This is a genomic window from Pseudomonas sp. UTLPPB19802 (genome assembly GCF_059730225.1).
In genome coordinates this window covers 704,312-723,313 of the sequence record NZ_AP048545.1, presented here as the reverse complement: position 1 = coordinate 723,313, position 19,002 = coordinate 704,312, and the positions used below count along the sequence as shown (strand labels likewise).

Here is a 19,002-nt window from a genome sequence, read left to right as displayed (position 1 = left end):
TCGCCATAGAGCTACTTGGCAAACAACTGCCCGATATCCTTGAACGCCTTGAACTCCAGTGCATTGCCACACGGATCGAGCAGGAACATGGTCGCCTGCTCGCCCACCTGCCCCTTGAAGCGCACGTAGGGTTCGATCACGAACCGGGTCTCCCTGGCCCGCAGCCGGTCGGCCAGCGCTTCCCACTCGTCCCAGCCCAGCACCACGCCAAAATGCGGCACCGGCACGTCGTGGCCATCCACCGGGTTGCTCATCGCCTGCTCCTGGGCGGCGGTCCGGGCCTGGTAGTGGATCACCAACTGGTGGCCGAAGAAGTCGAAGTCGACCCAATGATCGCTGCTGCGTCCTTCCGGGCAGCCGAATACCTCGCCGTAGAAGCGCCGTGCCGCAGCCAGGTCGTGGACGGGAATTGCCAGATGAAAGGGAGAAAGCGCCATGACCGATACTCATCGTGAGAAATGAGCTTTCAGTCTAGAGACGATTATTTTGTTGAAAAGCGCATATTCTTGCCGTCGAGCACGAATTATTTTGTCGTATCCTGCCATCTCCCGATCTGTTTCATTCCGCCTTTGGATAAGCCTGATGCTGCGAGAACTCAAGACCTTCATCCGCGTGGCCCGCGAAGGCACCTTTGTCGCCGCCGGGCAGCAGTTGGGGCTGACCCAGTCGGCAGTCAGTGCGCAGATGCGAGTGCTGGAGCAGAACCTCGGCGTGCGCCTGTTCGACCGCAGCGGACGCGCTGCGGTGCTGAATGCGGCCGGGCGTCATGCGCTGCCATTGGCCGAGCAGATCCTCAGCCTGTACGGTGCGATGGCCTTGCCCACGGCCGCTGCGGAGTGGCAGGGCGAACTGCGCATCGGCGCCATCGCCACCGTGCAGACCGGTTTGCTACCCCAGGCCCTGCCGAGGTTTCGCGAGGCGGCGCCGCGAGTGGATTTGAAGCTGGTTCCCGGCGTGTCGCTCAACCTGTTGAGCCAGGTCGATGCCGGCGAGCTGGACCTGGCGCTGCTGATCAAGCCGCCGTTCGAGTTGCCCAAGGAGTTGCTGGAGATACCGCTGGCCAGCGAGGCCTTCGTGCTGATCGCACCGCTGCAACTACCGGGCGATGATCCGCTGCAACTGCTCGCCGAGCAGCCGTTCGTGCGGTATGACCGCGGCTCGTTCGGCGGGCGGCTGGTGAGCCAGTTCCTGCGCGAGCAGCGGATCCAGGTGCGGGATGTGCTGGAGCTGGACGAGATCGAGGCGATCGTGCGGATGGTCGAGTGCGGGCTGGGCGTGTCGCTGGTGCCACGGGCGGGACTATGGCTGCAACGGGCGGATCATTTGCGGGTGATCGAGCTGGGTGAGTTGACCTTCGAGCGGCAACTGATCGCGGTATTGCGCCGCGCCCAGCGCCAGCCGGCGCTGGATTGCCTGTTGGAGTGCCTGCGGGCCCGGTAGGTGTCGAACACCGGGCTTGTTTGCACAAGCGAACCTTTGTAGGAGCCGGCTTGCTGGCGATTGCGGTCCGACAGTCAACCTCTTCGCAGGCTGATACACCGCAATCGCCAGCAAGCGGAGCGCCGCCCGGCCGTCTCCCACAGGTACACGGTGCCCGTGGGAGCGGTGAGGCTTAGAACGCCGGAAGGATCGAACCCTTGTACTTATCGAGGATGAACGCCTTCACTTCCGGGCTGTGCAGCGCAGCAACCAGTTTCTTCATGGCGTCCGAATCCTTGTCGTCCGGGCGGGCCACCAGGATGTTCACGTAAGGCGAGTCCTTGCCTTCGATGAACAGCGCATCCTTGGACGGATCGAGCTTGGCTTCCAGCGCGTAGTTGGTGTTGATCAGCGCCAGGTCGACCTGGGTCAGCACGCGTGGGATGGTCGCGGCTTCCAGTTCACGGAATTTCAGGTCTTTCGGGTTTTCGGCGATGTCCTTCGGTGTCGACAGGATGTTGTGTGCGTCCTTGAGTTTGATCAGGCCGGCCTTCTCCAGTACCAGCAGCGCACGGCCGCCGTTGGTGGCGTCGTTCGGGATGACCACGGTGGCGCCGCCTGGCAGGTCTTCGAGCTTCTTGTACTTGCTGGAGTAGGCGCCCAGCGGCTCGACGTGTACGCCGGCGACGCTGATCAGGTGGGTGCCCTTGGATTTGTTGAACTCATCCAGGTATGGCTGGTGCTGGAAGAAGTTGGCGTCCAGGCGTTTCTCGGCCACCTGCACGTTCGGCTGCACGTAGTCGGTGAAGACCTTGACCTTCAAATCCACGCCTTCCTTGGCCAGGACCGGCTTGACGAATTCGAGGATTTCCGCGTGCGGTACCGGGCTGGCGGCCACGCTCAGGGTTTCTGCGGCATGGGCAGAGAACGCCGCGACGGCGGCGAAGGCAGCGATCAGTTTTTTCATCGAACGACTCCATGTGAGATGCCGCTTGGCATCTGCCGGCCTTCGGGCCGGCAATTCAGTAGATTGCGAAAGCGTTTGGGGTTACTTGCGCGAGAAACGCGCCACGAGCTTGTCGCCAATGGTCTGCAGCACCTGTACCAGCACTACCAGCATGACCACGGTGACCAGCATCACATCGTTCTGGAACCGCTGGTAACCATAGCGGATCGCCAGGTCGCCGAGGCCGCCGGCACCGACCACGCCGGCCATGGCGGTATAGCCTACCAGGGTGATGGTGGTCACGGTGATTGCCGCGAGAATGCCCGGGCGGGCCTCAGGCAACAGGGCGTTGAAGACGATCTGGCGGGTGGTCGCGCCCATGGCCTGGGTCGCTTCGATGATGCCACGGTCGACCTCGCGCAAGGCGGTTTCCACCAGGCGGGCGAAGAACGGTGCGGCACCGATCACCAGCGGCGGAATGGCGCCGGCCACCCCCAGCGAGGTGCCGGTGAGGAACACGGTGGTGGGGATGAGTACGATCAGCAGGATGATGAACGGCAGCGAACGCACCACGTTGACCACGAACGACAGCGCCGAATAGGTCGCCTTGTGCTCCAGCAGTTGGCGTGGGCTGCACAGGAACAGCAGCACGCCCAGCGGCAGGCCGAGCAGGACGGTGAACAGCAGCGAGCCGCCGAGCATCATCATGGTGTCGCCGGTGGCTTCCCAGATATCCGACCAGTCGATGTTGGCGAAGAAACTCAGGAACAGGTCCATCAGCGCAGTACCTCCATATGGACGTCAGCCGCAGTGAAGCGGGCGAAGGCGGCGTCGAGGTCGCCGCCGGTGATGGCCAGCGTCAGTTGCCCATACGGGGTGTCCTTGATGCGGTCGATACGGCCGGCGAGGATGCTGTAGTCGACTCCGGTTTCACGGGCGACAGTGCCCAGCAACGGCGCGTAGGTGGCGTCGCCCTGGAAGGTCAGGCGCACGATGCGGCCTGGCACATGGGCGAAGTCGTTGCGCTGCTCGTTTTCGTCGACCTGCTCGTCTTCCTGGACGAAACGCCGGGTGGTCGGGTGCTGGGGGTGCAGGAAGACCTGGGCCACCGGGCCCTGCTCGACGATCACGCCGGCGTCCATCACGCCGACCACGTCGCAGACGCGGCGGATCACGTCCATCTCGTGGGTGATCAGGACGATGGTCAGCTTCAGCTCGCGGTTGATCTCCGCCAGCAGTTGCAGGACCGAGGCGGTGGTCTGCGGGTCGAGGGCGCTGGTGGCTTCGTCGCACAGCAGGATCTTCGGTTTGGTCGCCAGGGCGCGGGCGATGCCGACGCGCTGTTTCTGCCCGCCGGACAATTGCGACGGGTACTTCTTCGCGTGGTCGGCCAGGCCAACGCGCTGCAGCAGCTCGGCGACGCGCTGGTCGATCTCCCGGCGGGACAGTTCACCGGCCAGGGTCAGCGGTAGCGCGACGTTGTCGGCGACGGTCTTGGACGCCAGCAGGTTGAAGTGCTGGAAGATCATCCCGACCTGTTGGCGGAAACGCCGCAGGCCGTTGGCGTCGAGCGCGGTGATTTCCTCGCCGTCGACCACGATCTTGCCACCGCTCGGGGCTTCCAGGCGGTTGATCAGGCGCAGCAGGGTACTTTTGCCGGCGCCGGAATGGCCGATCAGGCCGAACACCTGGCCTGCCTCGACGCGCAGGTTGGTCGGGTGCAGGGCGGGGATTTCCTTACCGGCGACCCGGTAGGTTTTATGGACGTTATGAAACTCGATCACGTAGCGAACCTTGTGGGGCGCAATGGAAAGGGGTCAGCGGTTAGCCGGGCGCGCATTTTAGCCTGTCCGTATAGATGCTATTAGCATTTATTTCGCATGCAACCTGCGATTTGGCAATAACACGATCAGTGGTCAGAAAAAAGGAACGGCTCGTTGCCGCTGGCAGTCACTCCTTAGGCACTTCGAATCCCACTCCTGGAGATCCTGCCGCTTATCCGGCGTTTCTCCTGCGACTGTAACCGAGGAATCTGTCTGATGAGTACCAAGAAACCTACGGCCACCAAGAGCCAGCTGGCTGGAACCGACACCCTGGATCGCGGCAACACCAATGACAAGCTGCAGAGCCTGGAACCCTTTCGTTCCGACGCCACCGAGCAGGCGTTGCGCACCAACCAGGGAGTCAAGGTCGCCGATAACCAGAACTCCCTGAAAGCCGGGGCCCGTGGGCCTTCGCTGCTGGAAGACTTCATCATGCGTGAAAAGATCACGCATTTCGACCATGAGCGGATCCCCGAACGCATCGTTCACGCGCGAGGCACTGCCGCCCATGGCTACTTCCAGGCCTACGAGAACCACGCGGCATTGACCAAGGCCGGTTTCCTGCAGAACCCCGGCACCAAGACTCCGGTGTTCGTGCGCTTCTCCACGGTCCAGGGGCCACGCGGTTCCGGGGATACCGTGCGGGACATCCGTGGCTTCGCGGTGAAGTTCTTCACCGAGGAAGGCAATTTCGACCTGGTCGGCAACAACGTGCCGGTGTTCTTCATCCAGGACGCGATCAAGTTTCCCGATTTCGTCCATGCGGTCAAACCCGAGCCGCACAACGAGATTCCCACTGGCGGTTCGGCCCACGACACTTTCTGGGACTTCGTCTCACTGGTGCCGGAATCGGCCCACGCGGTGATCTGGGCCATGTCCGACCGGGCAATTCCGCGCAGTTTGCGGGCCATGCAAGGTTTTGGCGTGCACACCTTTCGCCTGGTCGATGCCGAGGGTGGCTCGCGCTTCGTCAAGTTTCACTGGCGCCCCAGCGTCGGTACCTTCTCGCTGGTGTGGGATGAAGCGCAGAAGCTGGCCGGCAAGGACACCGATTTCCATCGCCGCGACCTCTGGGAGTCGATCGAAAGCAGTGATTACCCCGAGTGGGAGTTGGGTGTGCAGATCATTGCCGAGGAAGACGAGCACAACTTCGACTTCGATATCCTCGACCCGACCAAGCTGATTCCCGAAGAGCTGGTGCCGATTACCCCTCTGGGCAAGATGGTGCTCAATCGCAACCCCGACAATTTTTTCGCCGAAACCGAGCAGGTTGCCTTCTGTCCCGGACACATCGTGCCGGGAATCGACTTCTCCAACGACCCGCTGCTGCAGGGCCGGCTGTTTTCCTACACCGACACCCAGATCAGCCGACTGGGCGGCCCGAATTTCCACGAGATTCCGATCAACCGGCCGCTGGCACCCTTCCACAGCAGCCAGCGCGATGCCCAGCATCGTACGGTGATCGACAAGGGCCGGGCCTCCTATGAACCCAACTCGATCGATGGCGGCTGGCCGCGGGAAACCCCGCCAGCGGCGCGGGATGGCGGCTTCGAGAGTTACCCCGAGCGGATCGATGCGGCGAAGATCCGCCAGCGCAGCGAATCGTTCTCCGATCACTTCTCCCAGGCCCGGCTGTTCTTCCACAGCATGAGCCCGCACGAGAAGGAACACATCATCGCCGCCTACAGCTTCGAGCTGGGCAAGGTGGAGCGTGAGCATATCCGTGCACGGCAGGTGAACGAGATCCTTGCCAACATCGATCTGGAACTGGCCGGGCGGGTCGCCGCCAACCTCGGCCTGCCGGCACCGCAGGCGGGCACGGTGACGCCGCGCCAGACCGCGCTGGAGCAGTCGCCGGCGCTGAGCCAGGCGAACCTGCTGGCGGGGAACATCAAAACGCGCAAGGTGGCGATTCTGGCGGCGAATGGCGTCGATGGTGCAGCGATCGAGGCGGTGCAGAAGCTGTTGGAAGCGGAAGGTGCCCATGCGCGGCTGCTCGGCCCGACGTCGGCAGCGATTACCACGGCTGGCGGTGCGAGCCTGGCGGTGGATGCCTCGATGGAGGGCCTGCCGTCGGTGGCATTCGATGCGGTGTATGTGCCGGGCGGCGCCGAGTCGATCAAGGCCCTCGGCGGCAATGGCGTGGCGTTGCATTACCTGCTGGAGGCCTACAAGCACCTCAAGCCGATCGCCGTGCATGGGGACGCCAAGCCGTTGCTGGAGAAGCTGCACCTACAGGCGGACGCGGGGTTGGTGGTGGGCAGTGATGCCAAGGCGTTGAAGGCCTTTGTCGCGGCGCTGGCCGAGCATCGGGTCTGGGAGCGTGAGGAACGGGCGAAGGCGGTGCCGGCCTGACGGGGTCCACAAGATCGTTCCCACGCTCCGCGTGGGAACGATCGACTCAAGCGCCGTCGGCGCCGGGCTTGCTGGCGATCGGCGGTCTCAGGGCTTGCGCGGGCTCAGCACCACCTGGGCCTTGACCTTGCGGTCGATCTGCTTGTCGATCTTCAAGTCGAAGTTCGGATCAAGCTTCTTCACCCGCTTGCCCAGCAGGGTCTCCAGCCACGGATAGTCTTGGGTGCGCGGTACCTGGAAGGTTACCGCGCACTGGTAATTGACTACGTCCGCCGCCAGCGCATCCATCTGCTTGCGCAGCAGTGCAATGTCCTGGATGTTCAGGGCAATGGTGCTGTGTTCGGCGCTCGGGTCGATCAGCTTGGCGGCCGGCTTGGCTTCGGCAGCCTGCAAGTCGGCCTCGGCTTTTTCCAGCTCGGCCTTGCGCGCCTGGGCGATGGCACCGTTGACGCCACCGGTCAGCGCCGGGGCCTTGGGCATCAGCGCGCGGGCACGGCTCAGGGCGGTGGCGGCGGCATTGACGTCACCTTTCTGCAGGACGATCTGGCTGCGTTGCAGGTAGGCCTCGGCCAACTGCCGCTGGTACTGGACCAGTTGCGGGTCGTCCGGGGACTGCGCCTGCAAGGTGCCCAACTGGTCTTCGGCGGTGGCCAGCTCGTTGCTGTTGATGCTTTGTTCCAGCGCGGCAATCGCCGTGGTCCGGGCATCCGGCACGGCGGTTTCGGCCGGCGGGGTACTCTGGCAGGCACCCAACAGCAGGGAAAATGCGGCAAGGAGCAGATAACGGGAGGCGGAAAGCTTCATTCCTGCGACTCTCTAATTGCGCAAAAAACGAGCAAGTCTACACCCCTCTGCGTGGCAGGACAAAACTCAGCAGAAACAGCCCGGCCGCCACCACGACGATCGACGGCCCGGCGGGGGTGTCCTTGAACCACGAAAGGGCCAGCCCGCCACACACTGCCAGCACTCCCAGGAAGCTGGCGCCGAGGGCCATCTGCTCCGGTGAGCGGGCGTGTCGCTGGGCCGCCGCGGCCGGAATGATCAGCAGTGAGGTGATCAGCAGCACGCCGACGATTTTCATCGCCACGGCGATCACCACTGCGATCAGCAGCATCAGCGCCATGCGCAGGGTCGCCACCGGCAGGCCTTCGACGGTGGCCAGTTCCTCGTGCACGGTGATCGCCAGCAGTGGCCGCCACAGCGTCACCAGCAACGCCAGCACTGCCGCGCTGCCGCCGAGAATCCAGGCCAGGTCGGTGCTGCTGATCGCCAGCAGGTCGCCGAACAGGTAGGCCATCAGGTCGATGCGCACCTCGTGCATGAAGCTCAGGACCACCAGGCCGAGGGACAGCGTACTCGGTGCGAGAATCCCCAGCAGCGTGTCGGAGGCCAGTGGCTGGCGCTGTTGCAGTGTCACCAGCAGGATCGCCAGCAGCAGGCAGCCGACGGTCACCGCCAGGGTCGGGCTGATGTCCAGCAGGAAGCCCAGGGCCACGCCGAGCAGCGCGGCGTGGGACAGGGTGTCACCGAAATAGGCCATGCGCCGCCAGACCACGAACGAACCCAGCGGGCCCGCCACCAGCGCCAGGGCCAGGCCTGCAAGCAGGGCGTAGAGCAGAAAATCAGCCATGCTTGCAGCTATCTCCGTGAACGTGGACGTGGGCCGGCGTGGCCTCTTCGCTGACCACCGTGCCATGCAGGTCATGGGCGTGGTCGTGATGGTGGTGGTAGATCGCCAGGCTCGGCGCGTTGCTGCCGAACAGCTCGACGAAAGCCGGGTCTCCGCTGACCTGCTCGGGGTGGCCGGAGCAGCAGACGTGGCGGTTGAGGCAGACCACCTGGTCGGTGGTACTCATCACCAGGTGCAGGTCGTGGGAAACCATCAGCACGCCGCAGCCATGGCGGTCGCGCAGGCGGGTGATCAGGCTGTAGAGCTCGGCCTGGCCGGCGACGTCGACGCCCTGGACCGGCTCGTCGAGGACCAGCAGTTCGGGTTCGCGCAGCAGCGCCCGGGCCAGCAACACGCGTTGCATCTCGCCGCCGGAGATGCTCTGCACCGGGCTGTCGATCACCTGTTCGGCACCCACTTCAGCCAGGGCTGCCAGCGCCCTGGCACGGTCGACCCCCGGTACCAGGCGCAGGAAGCGCAGCACCGACAGCGGTAGCGTCGGGTCGACGTGCAGCTTCTGCGGCATGTAGCCGACCCGCAGTTTCGGCTTGCGCCAGACACTGCCGCGCGTCGGCTTGAGCAGGCCGAGCACGGACCGCACCAGGGTGGTCTTGCCGGCGCCATTGGGGCCGATCAGGGTGACGATCTGCCGGGGCTCGACGCTCAGGTGTATGTTGTCCAGCACGTCCTGCCCGGCGAATGTCACGCCAACCTGGTCGAGGCGAATCAGCGCAGTGCTCATCAGGCCCCCTGGCAGCCCGAGCAGAGGCCGACCACTTCGACGGTCTGGCCCTCGACGACGAAACCGACGTCGCTGGCGCCCTGGACAATGGCGTCGCTGATGGTCTTCTGCTCCAGCTCGATGGCCGCGTGGCAATTGCGGCAGATCAGGAACTGGCCCTGGTGGGCATGCTCCGGATTGTTGCAGCCGACGAAGGCGTTGAGCGAGGCGATGCGATGGACCAGGCCGTTGTCCAGCAGGAAGTCCAGCGCGCGGTACACCGTCGGCGGCGCGGCGCGGCGGCCGTCCTGCTCGCTGAGTACGGCGAGGATGTCGTAGGCGCCCAGCGGCTTGTGACTCTGCCAGACCAGTTCCAGCACCCGCCGCCGCAGGGCGGTCAGGCGCAGGCCCTGGCGCGCGCACAGGGCATCGGCCTCGGACAGCGCGCTATGCACGCAGTGGGAGTGATCGTGGGGGCGACTGGCGAGAGGGGTTTTAGGCATGAGCGGCGACGATTGTTGTGAGAGACGTTATTATGTTACCTGTTCCTGCCGCCTTGAGTGTCCATCGTGCCCCGTCTTTTTGCCTTTTTTGTCGCTATAAGCGCCGGTTTGTTCGTGACCGGAACTGTCCAGGCCCAGCAGGTCAGCGTGCTGACCAGCATCAAGCCCCTGCAATTGATCGCCGCCGCCGTCGAAGAAGGCGTGGACACGCCCGAGGTGCTGCTGCCGCCGGGCGCCTCGCCGCACAACTACGCCCTGCGGCCGTCCGATGTGCGCAAGGTGCAGTCGGTGGACCTGCTGTACTGGGTCGGCCCGGACATGGAGAGCTTCCTGCCGCGGGTCCTCAAGGGCCGCAGCCTGCCGACCGTGGCGGTGCAGGACCTGCCGGGCATGAAACTCCGTCGGTTCGCCGAAGATAGCCACTCTCACGCTGAAGATGCCGACGAGCATGACCATGATCACCGCCCAGGATCGCTGGATGCGCACCTGTGGCTGTCGACCGTCAATGCGCGGGTGATCGCTGCGCGCATGGCCGAGGACCTGGCCAAGGCCGATCCGGCCAACGCCGAGCGCTACCGGCACAATGCCGAGGCCTTCTCGGGCCGCCTGGATGCCCTGGATGCGCGGCTGAAGGCGCGCCTGGCGGGTGTGGCGAACAAGCCGTACTTCGTGTTCCACGAGGCGTTCGATTATTTCGAGGACGCTTATGGCCTCAAGCACGCCGGGGTGTTCAGCGTGGCCGCCGAGGTGCAGCCGGGTGCCCAGCATGTCGCGGCGATGCGTACGCGCTTGCAGGAAGTCGGCAAGACCTGCGTGTTCAGCGAGCCGCCGCTGCGGCCGCGGTTGGCCGAGACGCTGGTGTCCGGATTGCCGGTGAAGCTGGCGGAGCTGGATGCGCTGGGCGGTTACACGCCGGCGGCTGCCCATGGGTATGAGCAGGTGCTGGAAAAACTCGGTAACGATTTGGCCAGTTGCCTGGAATCTCTGTAAGCAGGAGAGGCCTCTTCGCGGGCAAGCCCGGCTCCTGCAGGACCTCGTCGTACACTATTCCGTGAACGACACAACCCTGTAGGAGCCGGGCTTGTCGGTGCGTCGAACCGCCGCGAAGAGGCCTTCAGGAGCGCTGAAGGACTTCTGTCGATCAGAGGGCGAACGGCAACGCCAGGCTCACCTGCTGCCGCTGCGCCAGCCGCAGTTGGAACTCCATCGGATCGTGAATCAGCACGTCCTGCCCGGCGAAGGACTCGGCCGCGATCAACCGCGACAGCCAGAAGCGCACGCACGCCACCCGCAGCAGGGTCGGCCACAGCTCGGCCTCGCTCGCGGTGAACGGCCGCAATGCCGCATACGCCCCCAGGAACGCCCGTACGCGCTGGCCATCGAGCTGGCCATCGTCATCCGAGCACCAGTCGTTCAGCGAGATCGCCACGTCGTACAGCATCGGCCCCGAGCAGGCGTTGTAGAAGTCGATCAGGCCGGTCAGGTGCGTGCCTTCGAACATCGCATTGTCGCGGAACAGGTCGGCATGCAGGTTGGCCCGCGGCAATGCGAGGATCTTCGCCTTGCAGCGTGCGATCTCTTCCAAGGCGGTTTCCAGCAGGTCGTGGGCCTCGGTGCCCAGGTGCGACTTCAGCTTGTTGCCCTCTTCGAGCATCCAGTCCAGGCCGCGATCGGTCTTGCGTTCGATGATCCGGTCGCGGGTTGCCAGGTGCAGGTGGCCGAGCAACTCGCCAACCTGGGCGCAATGCTGCGCGTTGGCCTGCTTGATGTGCTTGCCGGCCAGCCGCGGCTGCAGCAGCGCCGGCTTGCCGGCCAGTTCGCGCAGGGCCTGGCCGTCGGTGGTCCGCAGGGCGTAGGGCACTGGCAGGTCGGCATCGTGGAGTACGTCGAGCAGTTCGATGAAGAACGGCATCTCCTGCACCGGGCCGCGTTCGACCAGGGTCAGGACGTACTCGCCCTGCTCCAGGCTGATGAAGAAATTGGTGTTTTCACTGCCGGCGGCAATTCCCTGGAAATCGAGCAGGCGACCGAGCCCGTAGGGCGCGAGAAAGGTTTCCAGCTCGGGTCGAGCCAGCGGGGTGAACACAGACATGTTTAAGAGCTGCCAGTCCGGGCGCCGCGATAGAGCCGGCGCCGCTTAGGGTTAAAGGGTTACTTCCACTCGAAGATCTTCCACGACGGAATCAGCATATCCGGCTGATCCGAGCGGATGAAGTTTGCATCAGTTCCGTCGGCGCGTACCAGAAAGTATGGCTTGCCCCCTTTCGGGATGACCTTGATGGCGTACAGAAAGCCATTCTGCCGGTATTCCTGGATGGTTTTGTCGCCTTCCGTGCGAATGGTCACTTCTGGATCGGCTGAAGGCGCGTCATCCGCGGCGATCGCCGCCAACGGAGTGATTGCAAACAGGCCGGCCAACAACAAGCGATTGAGCGTGCGCATGATAACCTTGTCCCTTTGTCGTCAACGGTCCCATCATTCTACCGCTGGACCTGCCAAAAAGGTTGATACCGCTCATGAGCAAAGCACCCCTCGTCCTGGTGGACGGTTCTTCGTACCTGTACCGCGCGTTTCACGCGATGCCGCCGCTCACCAATTCCAAGGGGGTGCCGACCGGTGCGGTGAAGGGCGTCCTGAACATGCTCCGCAGCCTGCGCAAGCAGTACCCGGACAGCCCGTTCGCGGTGGTGTTCGACGCCAAGGGCGGAACCTTCCGCGACGAAATGTTCGCCGACTACAAGGCCAACCGGCCAAGCATGCCCGACGACATGCGCGTGCAGATCGAGCCGCTGCACGCCAGCGTGCGCGCCATGGGCTTCCCGCTGCTGTGCGTGGAAGGGGTGGAAGCCGACGACGTGATCGGTACCCTGGCCCGCAGCAGCGCGGCGGCAGACCGTCCGGTGGTGATCTCCACCGGCGACAAGGACATGGCCCAGTTGGTCGACGGGCATATCACCCTGGTCAACACCATGTCCGAGACGTCCATGGACGTGGAAGGCGTGAAGGCAAAGTTTGGCGTCGCGCCCGAGCAGATCATCGACCTGCTGGCGCTGATGGGCGATTCCTCCGACAACATTCCCGGGGTCAAGGGCGTTGGCGAGAAGACCGCCGTGGCCCTGCTGGTGGGGGTCAACGGCGGCCTGAAGGAGCTGTACGCCAACCTCGACCTGGTGCCGACCCTGCCGATCCGTGGGGCCAAGACCCTGCCGGCCAAGCTGCTCGAGCACGAGGAGATGGCGTTCCTGTCCTATCGGCTGGCGACCATCAAGGTCGATGTCGAGCTGGACGTCGGCCTGGACGACCTGCACCTGGCGGAGCCGGACCGCGACAAGCTGCTGGAGCTGTATGCGTCGTTGGAGTTCAAGGGTTGGCTCGACGAACTGAACCGCGAGGCCAAGCGCGCCAGCCTGCAGGAAACTACCGCGCCAGCGCCGGCGGCGAGCCAGGCGGTGGCCGAGGCAGCAGCGACAGAAAGCGCTGTGCCGGCTTCTACCGAGCCGCAGTACGAAACCATCCTCGACCAGGCTCGCTTCGATGTCTGGCTGAAGAAACTGCAGGACGCCAAGCTGTTCGCCTTCGATACCGAGACCACCGGGATCGACGCCCAGCAGGCCCAACTGGTCGGCGTGTCCTTTTCCGTGCAGGCCAATGAAGCGGCCTATATTCCGCTGACCCACTCCTACATCGGCGTGCCGGAGCAACTGGACCGCGACAGCGTGTTGCTGGCGCTGAAGCCGCTGCTGGAGGACCCGGAGAAACTCAAGGTCGGCCAGCACGCCAAGTTCGACATGAACATCCTCGCCAACTGCGCCATCGGTGGCGACCCCGATTGCGGCATCACCGTGCGTGGCATCGCCTTCGACACCATGCTCGAATCCTATGTGCTGAATTCCACCGCGACCCGGCACGATATGGACAGCCTGGCGAAGAAGTACCTGGACTACGACACCGTCAGCTTCCAGGACATCGCCGGCAAGGGCGCCAAGCAACTGACTTTCGACCAGATTCCCCTGGAACAGGCCGGCCACTACGCGGCCGAAGATGCCGACGTGACCCTGCGCCTGCACCAGGCACTGCACGAGCAACTGGCGGCCATCCCGAGCCTGGCCAGCGTGCTCAGCGATATCGAGATCCCGCTGGTGCCTGTGCTGGCTCGCATCGAGCGCCAGGGTGCGCTGGTGGACAAGGATCTGCTGGGCGTGCAGAGCATCGAGCTGGGCAACAAGATGATCGAGCTGGAGCGCCAGGCCTTCGAGATCGCTGGCGAGGAGTTCAACCTCGGCTCGCCCAAGCAGTTGGGAGTGATTCTCTACGAGAAACTCGGCCTGCCGGTGTTGAAGAAAACCGGCAAGGGCCAGCCCTCCACCGCCGAGGAAGTCTTGGCCAAGCTGGCCGAGGATGACTATCCGCTGCCCAAGGTGCTGATGCAGTACCGCTCCATGAGCAAGCTGAAGAGTACCTACACTGACCGCCTGCCGGAGCAGATCAATCCGCGCACGCAACGCATCCATACCTCCTACCACCAGGCGGTAGCGGCTACCGGTCGGCTGTCCTCCAGCGACCCGAACCTGCAGAACATTCCGGTACGTACCGCCGAAGGCCGGCGTATCCGCCAGGCGTTCGTCGCACCTAAGGGCTACAAGCTGCTGGCAGCGGACTACTCGCAGATCGAACTGCGGATCATGGCCCACCTGTCGAAGGACGAAGGCCTGCTCAATGCCTTCCGCGACAACCTCGACGTGCACACGGCCACGGCAGCCGAAGTGTTCAAGGTCGAGCTGAACGAGGTCACCTCCGATCAGCGGCGCAGCGCCAAGGCGATCAACTTCGGCCTGATCTACGGCATGGGTGCGCAGAAGCTGGGCAAGGACATCGGCGTCGATACGAAGACCGCCAAGGCCTATATCGACGTGTACTTCGCCCGCTACCCAGGGGTTCGCGAGTACATGGAGCGCACCCGAGGCCAGGCTTCGGAGCAGGGTTATGTCGAGACCTTCTTCGGTCGCCGGCTGTACCTGCCGGACATCCACTCCAACAAACCCCAGGAACGCGCGGCGGCCGAGCGTACGGCGATCAACGCGCCGATGCAGGGCACTGCGGCGGACATCATCAAGAAGGCCATGGTCAAGGTCGATGATTGGCTGAGCCATTCCGGGCTGGACGCCAAGGTCATCCTCCAGGTGCACGACGAACTGGTACTGGAGGTGCGCGAGGACCTGGTGGCCGAGGTCAGCGAGAAGATCCGCGAACACATGAGCAGCGCGGCGCAGCTGGATGTGCCGCTGCTGGTCGAGGTGGGCGTGGGCAACAACTGGGACGAGGCGCACTGATCGCGGCCTTTCCAGGCGCTCGTGGGGGATGGCCGCCTCTGGCGGTTCGCGGGAAAGCCCGGCTCCTACAGTGCGGTGTCGGGCGCAGAAATAGAGTACGACACAAAGCTTGTAGGAGCGGGGCTCGTCGGGGCGCCGAACCGCCACGAACAGGTCCGCAAGCCTTGCGCAGCCGCCGGGGCATCGAAAGATGTTTGGTTCTGAACTCTTCAGTGGCTATGCCAAATAGTTTTTGAAGATGTTCGGAACTAAATCGGGTTTTTGCCACTCAGAGTTAGTGAATGGCTGGTGAAGCCCTTCGATGCTCCTATGTTGTGTTAAGTGTTGGCAGATATTCTGGACCCCGCCCTAGCGGTCCGGAACTTGGACCCCGAACTTCCCCTCCCCATACGAAGTCCGGGGTTTTTTTTGCCCCCCAAACGGCCTGTGGTGCGTTCATGCTGCGTTAAAAAGCGGCGGAAAATGCTCATTTAGACCACTAAACTCCGCTTTTCCGCCGCTTTTTGCCTTGCCTGAACGCACCACAGACCGTTTGGCGTGCGCCTTGGTGCCGGTGCTTCATGCTGCGTTGAAACACTAAACTCCGCTTTCGAGCCGCACTTTTGCCTTGCCCGAACACACCACAGACCGTTTGGTGTACGCCGCAGTTCTGTGGTTGACACTGCTTTTCTGTAGGAGCCGGGCTTGCCCGCGAACCGCCGCAGGCGGCCATCCACCCCCATCTGCCGGATTACTCCGCCTCTTCCTCCGCACCGCTCTCCATCAGCCCCAGCCAATCGGCCAGCACCGTGTAGGCCTCTTCCAGGCCCTGGCGCTTGGGCGCCGAGAACAGCTGGATGGTCACCGCCTGGCCCCAGCCCTTGCGGATTTCCGCCTGGACCTTGAGCAGGGTGTTCTTCGCCGCGCCATAGGTCAGCTTGTCGGCCTTGGTCAGCAGGATGTGCATCGGCATTCCGCTGGCGATCGACCAGTCGAGCATCAGCCGGTCGAAGTCGGTCATCGGGTGGCGCACGTCCATCATCAGGATCAAGCCCTTGAGGCTCTCGCGGCTGCCCAGGTAGGCCTCCAGGTGACGCTGCCAGTGCTGCTTGAGCGGGATCGGGACTTTTGCATAACCGTAGCCCGGCAGGTCGACCAGACGGCGTTCATCGTCTAGCTTGAAGAAATTCAACAGCTGTGTGCGACCCGGGGTTTTCGAGGTGCGCGCCAGGCTGGCATGGGTGAGGGTGTTCAGCGCGCTGGACTTGCCGGCATTGGAACGGCCGGCAAAGGCCACTTCAAAACCGGCGTCGTCCGGGCACTGGTCGACTTTGGCAGCGCTGAGCATGAAGGTGGACTGTTGGCACAGGCCGAGAATGGGGTTCTTGAGTTGCATGGGATTTCCAATGTGGGCGGTGCCGGGAGGCGCGACAAGCTGTGTCGTTTCCGTTTCATGGACGCCAGTATATAATGCCGCAGATTTAGTGTGTGCTTTGTCCCGACGTAGGATGAGCAACACGGGAACGATTGACCTAGGCTGCGCATTAGAACGCGGCACGTTCCCAGCCCTGAAGTTCATGACTGGAACGACCAGTTCATGACCAGATGGCTGCTGGCTGCCAGTGTCCTGGTTCCGCTTTTCGGCGCCCAGGCTACACAGGAACCGGAAGCCGTGTACAACCGTGTTTGCAGTGCCTGTCATGCCGGACAGCTGCCAATGGCCCCACAGAAGGGCGACAAGGCCGCGTGGAAGCCAAGAATGGCCCAAGGCATGGATGTGCTGGTGCAACACGTGACTCAGGGTTTCAAGGCGATGCCGCCGCGTGGTTTGTGCATGGACTGCAGTACCGAGGATTACCGAAGCATCATCCAGTGGATGAGCGAGTAAGCCCGGTCCATAACTCTTAACCCTTAGCCGTATTGGATTAGCTGATGAACAAATTGATCGTGAGTCTGCTGTTGACCCTGGGGATCACCGGTCTCGCCCATGCCGCCGGCGATGCCGCTGCCGGCCAGGGCAAGGCCGCTGTCTGTGGCGCCTGCCATGGTCCTGATGGCAACAGCATGGCGCCCAACTTTCCAAAGCTGGCGGGCCAGGGTGAGCGTTACCTGGACAAGCAACTGCACGACATCAAGTCCGGCAAGCGCACCGTCCTGGAAATGACCGGCCTGCTGACCAACCTCAGCGACCAGGATATCGCCGACATTGCCGCCTACTTCGCCAGCCAGAAAGGCAGCGTCGGCGCGGCCGATCCCAAGGTCGTCGCGCGTGGTGAGGAACTGTTCCGGGGCGGCAAGCTGGACCAGGGCATGCCGTCCTGCACCGGTTGCCACTCGCCCAATGGCGCGGGCAATGCCGCGGCCGGCTTCCCGCACCTGGGTGGCCAGCACGCCCAGTACGTCGCCAAGCAGCTCACCGACTTCCGCGAAGGCGTACGCACCAACGACGGCGACACCAAGATCATGCAGAGCATCGCCGCCAAGCTGAGCAACAAGGACATCGAGGCCGTTTCCAGCTACGTGCAGGGCCTGCACTGAGGCGCGCGCGATGATTGACGCGGCCGGCCCGCGTTAATAATCGATTAATCCTTGGTTGCAAGGATAAAAGGGTGGCCTTGGCCGCCCTTTTTTGTGGCCGCTGCCGTTACACTAATCGAACCAAGAGCCCGCTCGGTCTGTCAGAAACTACAGGTCGCGACGGAGGCGACTTCCAAATCTCCAGGAGCAAAGCATGCGTAATCTGATCCTCAGCGCCGCACTCGTCACTGCCAGCCTGTTCGGCATGACCGCCCAGGCCGCAGATGTGCCACTCGAGGCCGGCAAGACCTACGTTGAACTCAAGACCCCGGTACCGGTGCAGGAGCCTGGCAAGATCGAAGTGGTCGAGATGTTCTGGTACGGCTGCCCGCATTGCTACGCCTTCGAACCGACTATCAATCCGTGGATCGAGAAGCTGCCCTCCGATGTGCACTTCGTACGTATTCCTGCCATGTTCGGCGGCCCGTGGGACAAGCACGGCCAACTGTTCCTGACCCTGGACGCCATGGGCGTCGAAACCAAGGTCCACTCGGCGGTGTTCAATGCCATCCAGAAGGAAGGCAAGAAACTGCTCGAGCCTGAAGACATGGCCGATTTCGTCGCGACCCAGGGTGTCGACAAGGAGAAGTTCCTGGCCACCTATAACTCCTTCGCCATCAAGGGCAAGATCGTCGCCGCCCGCGAGCTGGCCAAGAAGTATGAGATCAGTGGCGTACCGACCATGATCGTCAACGGCAAGTATCGTTTTGACCTCGGCACCGCTGGCGGTCCAGAGGCCGCGCTGAATGTCGCCGACCAACTGATCGCCAAAGAGCGGGCAGCTGGCGCGACCGCCGGCAAGTAAGGCGCCCCGGCCATGGCTCGCTGGGGATCGGAACGCAACGTTGGCCTTCACCCGCCGAAGGTCAATGAACACCATCTGCAATCCAGCGGCCTGCCGGCGGACAATCGCCTGAGGCTGCTCAGCTTCAACATCCAGGTCGGTATCAGCACCCAGCGCTACCGACATTACCTGACCCGCAGCTGGCAGCACCTGTTGCCGCACACCGGGCGCGCCGACAACCTGCAGAAGATCGGCGGCCTGCTCGGCGACTTCGACCTGGTGGCCTTGCAGGAGGTCGATGGTGGCAGCCTGCGCTCGGGCTACATCAACCAGGTCGAACACCTGGCCCAGCTCGGTGCCTTTCCCTACTGGTACCAGCAGCTCAATCGCAATCTCGGTCGCCTGGCCCAGCACAGCAACGGTGTGCTCAGCCGCCTGCGCCCCTGGGCGATCGAGGATCACCCGCTGCCCGGCCCGGCCGGCCGTGGTGCCATCCTGGTACGTTTCGGTGAAGGTCCGGAGGCGCTGGTGGTGGTGATGATGCACCTGGCGTTGGGCGCCCGGACGCGAACCCGGCAGCTGGCGTACATCCGCGAGCTGATCGGTGGCTTCAAGCATCAGGTGCTGATGGGCGACATGAACACCCACGCCACCGACCTGCTGCAACACTCGCCATTGCGTGACCTGGGGCTGCTCGCGCCACAGGTCGAGGCGACCTTTCCCAGCTGGCGCCCACAGCGCTGCCTCGACCATATCCTGCTCAGCCCGAGCCTGACGCTGGAGCGAGTCCAGGTACTCGCGCAGCCTATTTCCGACCATTTGCCGGTTGCCGTTGAAATTCGCCTGCCAGGTTCCATCGGTTCTGATACGTTGCCCGTCTTGAGTCGTTGAATCTC

Annotated in this window: 19 protein-coding genes; 8 read left to right on the top strand and 11 right to left on the bottom strand. The window is 63.6% G+C overall.

The genetic code is table 11. The features are described 5' to 3' along the window. Positions 1-11: 11 nt before the first annotated feature. Complete coding sequence (locus AC6I6U_RS03185) at positions 12-437, bottom strand: VOC family protein (protein ID WP_497880617.1); 426 nt, start codon at positions 435-437, stop codon at positions 12-14. A gap of 145 nt (positions 438-582) precedes the next feature. Between AC6I6U_RS03185 and AC6I6U_RS03180 the strand changes: the two genes are divergently transcribed. After that, complete coding sequence (locus AC6I6U_RS03180) at positions 583-1,440, top strand: LysR family transcriptional regulator (protein ID WP_497880616.1); 858 nt, start codon at positions 583-585, stop codon at positions 1,438-1,440. A gap of 172 nt (positions 1,441-1,612) precedes the next feature. Here AC6I6U_RS03180 and AC6I6U_RS03175 read toward each other — a convergent pair whose 3' ends face one another. The 3 genes from AC6I6U_RS03175 to AC6I6U_RS03165 form a co-directional block, all read right to left on the bottom strand. Next, positions 1,613-2,386: a MetQ/NlpA family ABC transporter substrate-binding protein gene (locus AC6I6U_RS03175; RefSeq protein ID WP_497880615.1), complete on the bottom strand. Its 774-nt coding sequence runs from the start codon at positions 2,384-2,386 to the stop codon at positions 1,613-1,615. Positions 2,387-2,467: 81 nt separating this feature from the next. Next, entirely contained in the window at positions 2,468-3,142 is a 675-nt protein-coding gene (locus tag AC6I6U_RS03170) for a methionine ABC transporter permease (protein ID WP_497880614.1), read from the bottom strand. After that, positions 3,142-4,149, bottom strand: coding sequence for a methionine ABC transporter ATP-binding protein (locus tag AC6I6U_RS03165; protein WP_497880613.1), 1,008 nt, complete (start codon positions 4,147-4,149; stop codon positions 3,142-3,144). Before AC6I6U_RS03165 ends, AC6I6U_RS03170 begins: the two co-directional genes overlap by 1 nt. Before the next feature lie 255 nt (positions 4,150-4,404). On the opposite strand from AC6I6U_RS03165, the gene katE reads away from it, so the two are divergent. After that, positions 4,405-6,543 (top strand): catalase HPII, encoded by a 2,139-nt coding sequence (gene katE / locus AC6I6U_RS03160; protein WP_497880612.1) that lies wholly within the window; start codon positions 4,405-4,407, stop codon positions 6,541-6,543. A gap of 87 nt (positions 6,544-6,630) precedes the next feature. Here the strand turns inward: katE and AC6I6U_RS03155 are convergent, their stop codons facing one another. Genes AC6I6U_RS03155 through zur form a run of 4 tightly spaced genes read right to left on the bottom strand, consistent with a single transcriptional unit; the run spans position 6,631 to position 9,436 of the window. After that, positions 6,631-7,347, bottom strand: a complete 717-nt coding sequence (locus AC6I6U_RS03155) for a PA5502 family lipoprotein (protein ID WP_497880611.1) — start codon at positions 7,345-7,347, stop codon at positions 6,631-6,633. A gap of 37 nt (positions 7,348-7,384) precedes the next feature. Next, positions 7,385-8,173, bottom strand: a complete 789-nt coding sequence (znuB, locus tag AC6I6U_RS03150; RefSeq protein ID WP_497880610.1) for a zinc ABC transporter permease subunit ZnuB — start codon at positions 8,171-8,173, stop codon at positions 7,385-7,387. Then, positions 8,166-8,954: a zinc ABC transporter ATP-binding protein ZnuC gene (gene znuC, locus AC6I6U_RS03145; protein WP_497880609.1), complete on the bottom strand. Its 789-nt coding sequence runs from the start codon at positions 8,952-8,954 to the stop codon at positions 8,166-8,168. The genes znuB and znuC overlap by 8 nt, the downstream gene beginning before the upstream one ends. After that, complete coding sequence (zur, locus tag AC6I6U_RS03140) at positions 8,954-9,436, bottom strand: zinc uptake transcriptional repressor Zur (RefSeq protein WP_026144964.1); 483 nt, start codon at positions 9,434-9,436, stop codon at positions 8,954-8,956. The genes znuC and zur overlap by 1 nt, the downstream gene beginning before the upstream one ends. Positions 9,437-9,493: 57 nt before the next feature. On the opposite strand from zur, the gene AC6I6U_RS03135 reads away from it, so the two are divergent. Beyond that, positions 9,494-10,426 carry a zinc ABC transporter substrate-binding protein gene (locus AC6I6U_RS03135; protein ID WP_497880608.1) on the top strand — a complete coding sequence of 311 codons (933 nt, stop codon included), beginning with the start codon at positions 9,494-9,496 and terminating at the stop codon, positions 10,424-10,426. Between the two features lie 151 nt (positions 10,427-10,577). Here the strand turns inward: AC6I6U_RS03135 and AC6I6U_RS03130 are convergent, their stop codons facing one another. Together AC6I6U_RS03130 and AC6I6U_RS03125 are read right to left on the bottom strand one after the other, a co-directional pair. After that, positions 10,578-11,528, bottom strand: coding sequence for a homoserine kinase (locus AC6I6U_RS03130; protein ID WP_497880607.1), 951 nt, complete (start codon positions 11,526-11,528; stop codon positions 10,578-10,580). A 59-nt stretch (positions 11,529-11,587) separates the two neighbouring features. Beyond that, a complete protein-coding gene (locus AC6I6U_RS03125) occupies positions 11,588-11,878 on the bottom strand; it encodes a DUF2782 domain-containing protein (protein WP_497880606.1) in 291 nt (96 codons plus the stop codon). A gap of 74 nt (positions 11,879-11,952) precedes the next feature. Between AC6I6U_RS03125 and polA the strand changes: the two genes are divergently transcribed. Then, on the top strand, positions 11,953-14,766 hold the full coding sequence (polA, locus tag AC6I6U_RS03120) for a DNA polymerase I (protein WP_497880605.1): 2,814 nt from the start codon (positions 11,953-11,955) through the stop codon (positions 14,764-14,766). A gap of 730 nt (positions 14,767-15,496) precedes the next feature. Here polA and yihA read toward each other — a convergent pair. Continuing rightward, positions 15,497-16,141, bottom strand: a complete 645-nt coding sequence (yihA, locus tag AC6I6U_RS03115; RefSeq protein ID WP_497880604.1) for a ribosome biogenesis GTP-binding protein YihA/YsxC — start codon at positions 16,139-16,141, stop codon at positions 15,497-15,499. A 201-nt stretch (positions 16,142-16,342) separates the two neighbouring features. On the opposite strand from yihA, the gene AC6I6U_RS03110 reads away from it, so the two are divergent. The 4 genes from AC6I6U_RS03110 (at position 16,343) to AC6I6U_RS03095 (ending at position 18,997) form a co-directional block, all read left to right on the top strand. After that, the gene (locus AC6I6U_RS03110; protein WP_497880603.1) at positions 16,343-16,633 is read left to right on the top strand and encodes a c-type cytochrome; all 291 of its coding nucleotides are present in this window, start codon (positions 16,343-16,345) and stop codon (positions 16,631-16,633) included. 44 nt (positions 16,634-16,677) lie between these two features. Then, positions 16,678-17,283, top strand: a complete 606-nt coding sequence (locus AC6I6U_RS03105; RefSeq protein WP_497880602.1) for a c-type cytochrome — start codon at positions 16,678-16,680, stop codon at positions 17,281-17,283. A 193-nt stretch (positions 17,284-17,476) separates the two neighbouring features. Beyond that, on the top strand, positions 17,477-18,127 hold the full coding sequence (locus tag AC6I6U_RS03100; RefSeq protein ID WP_017902581.1) for a thiol:disulfide interchange protein DsbA/DsbL: 651 nt from the start codon (positions 17,477-17,479) through the stop codon (positions 18,125-18,127). A 12-nt stretch (positions 18,128-18,139) separates the two neighbouring features. Then, positions 18,140-18,997 carry an endonuclease/exonuclease/phosphatase family protein gene (locus AC6I6U_RS03095; protein WP_497880601.1) on the top strand — a complete coding sequence of 286 codons (858 nt, stop codon included), beginning with the start codon at positions 18,140-18,142 and terminating at the stop codon, positions 18,995-18,997. The last annotated feature ends 5 nt before the right edge of the window (positions 18,998-19,002 follow it).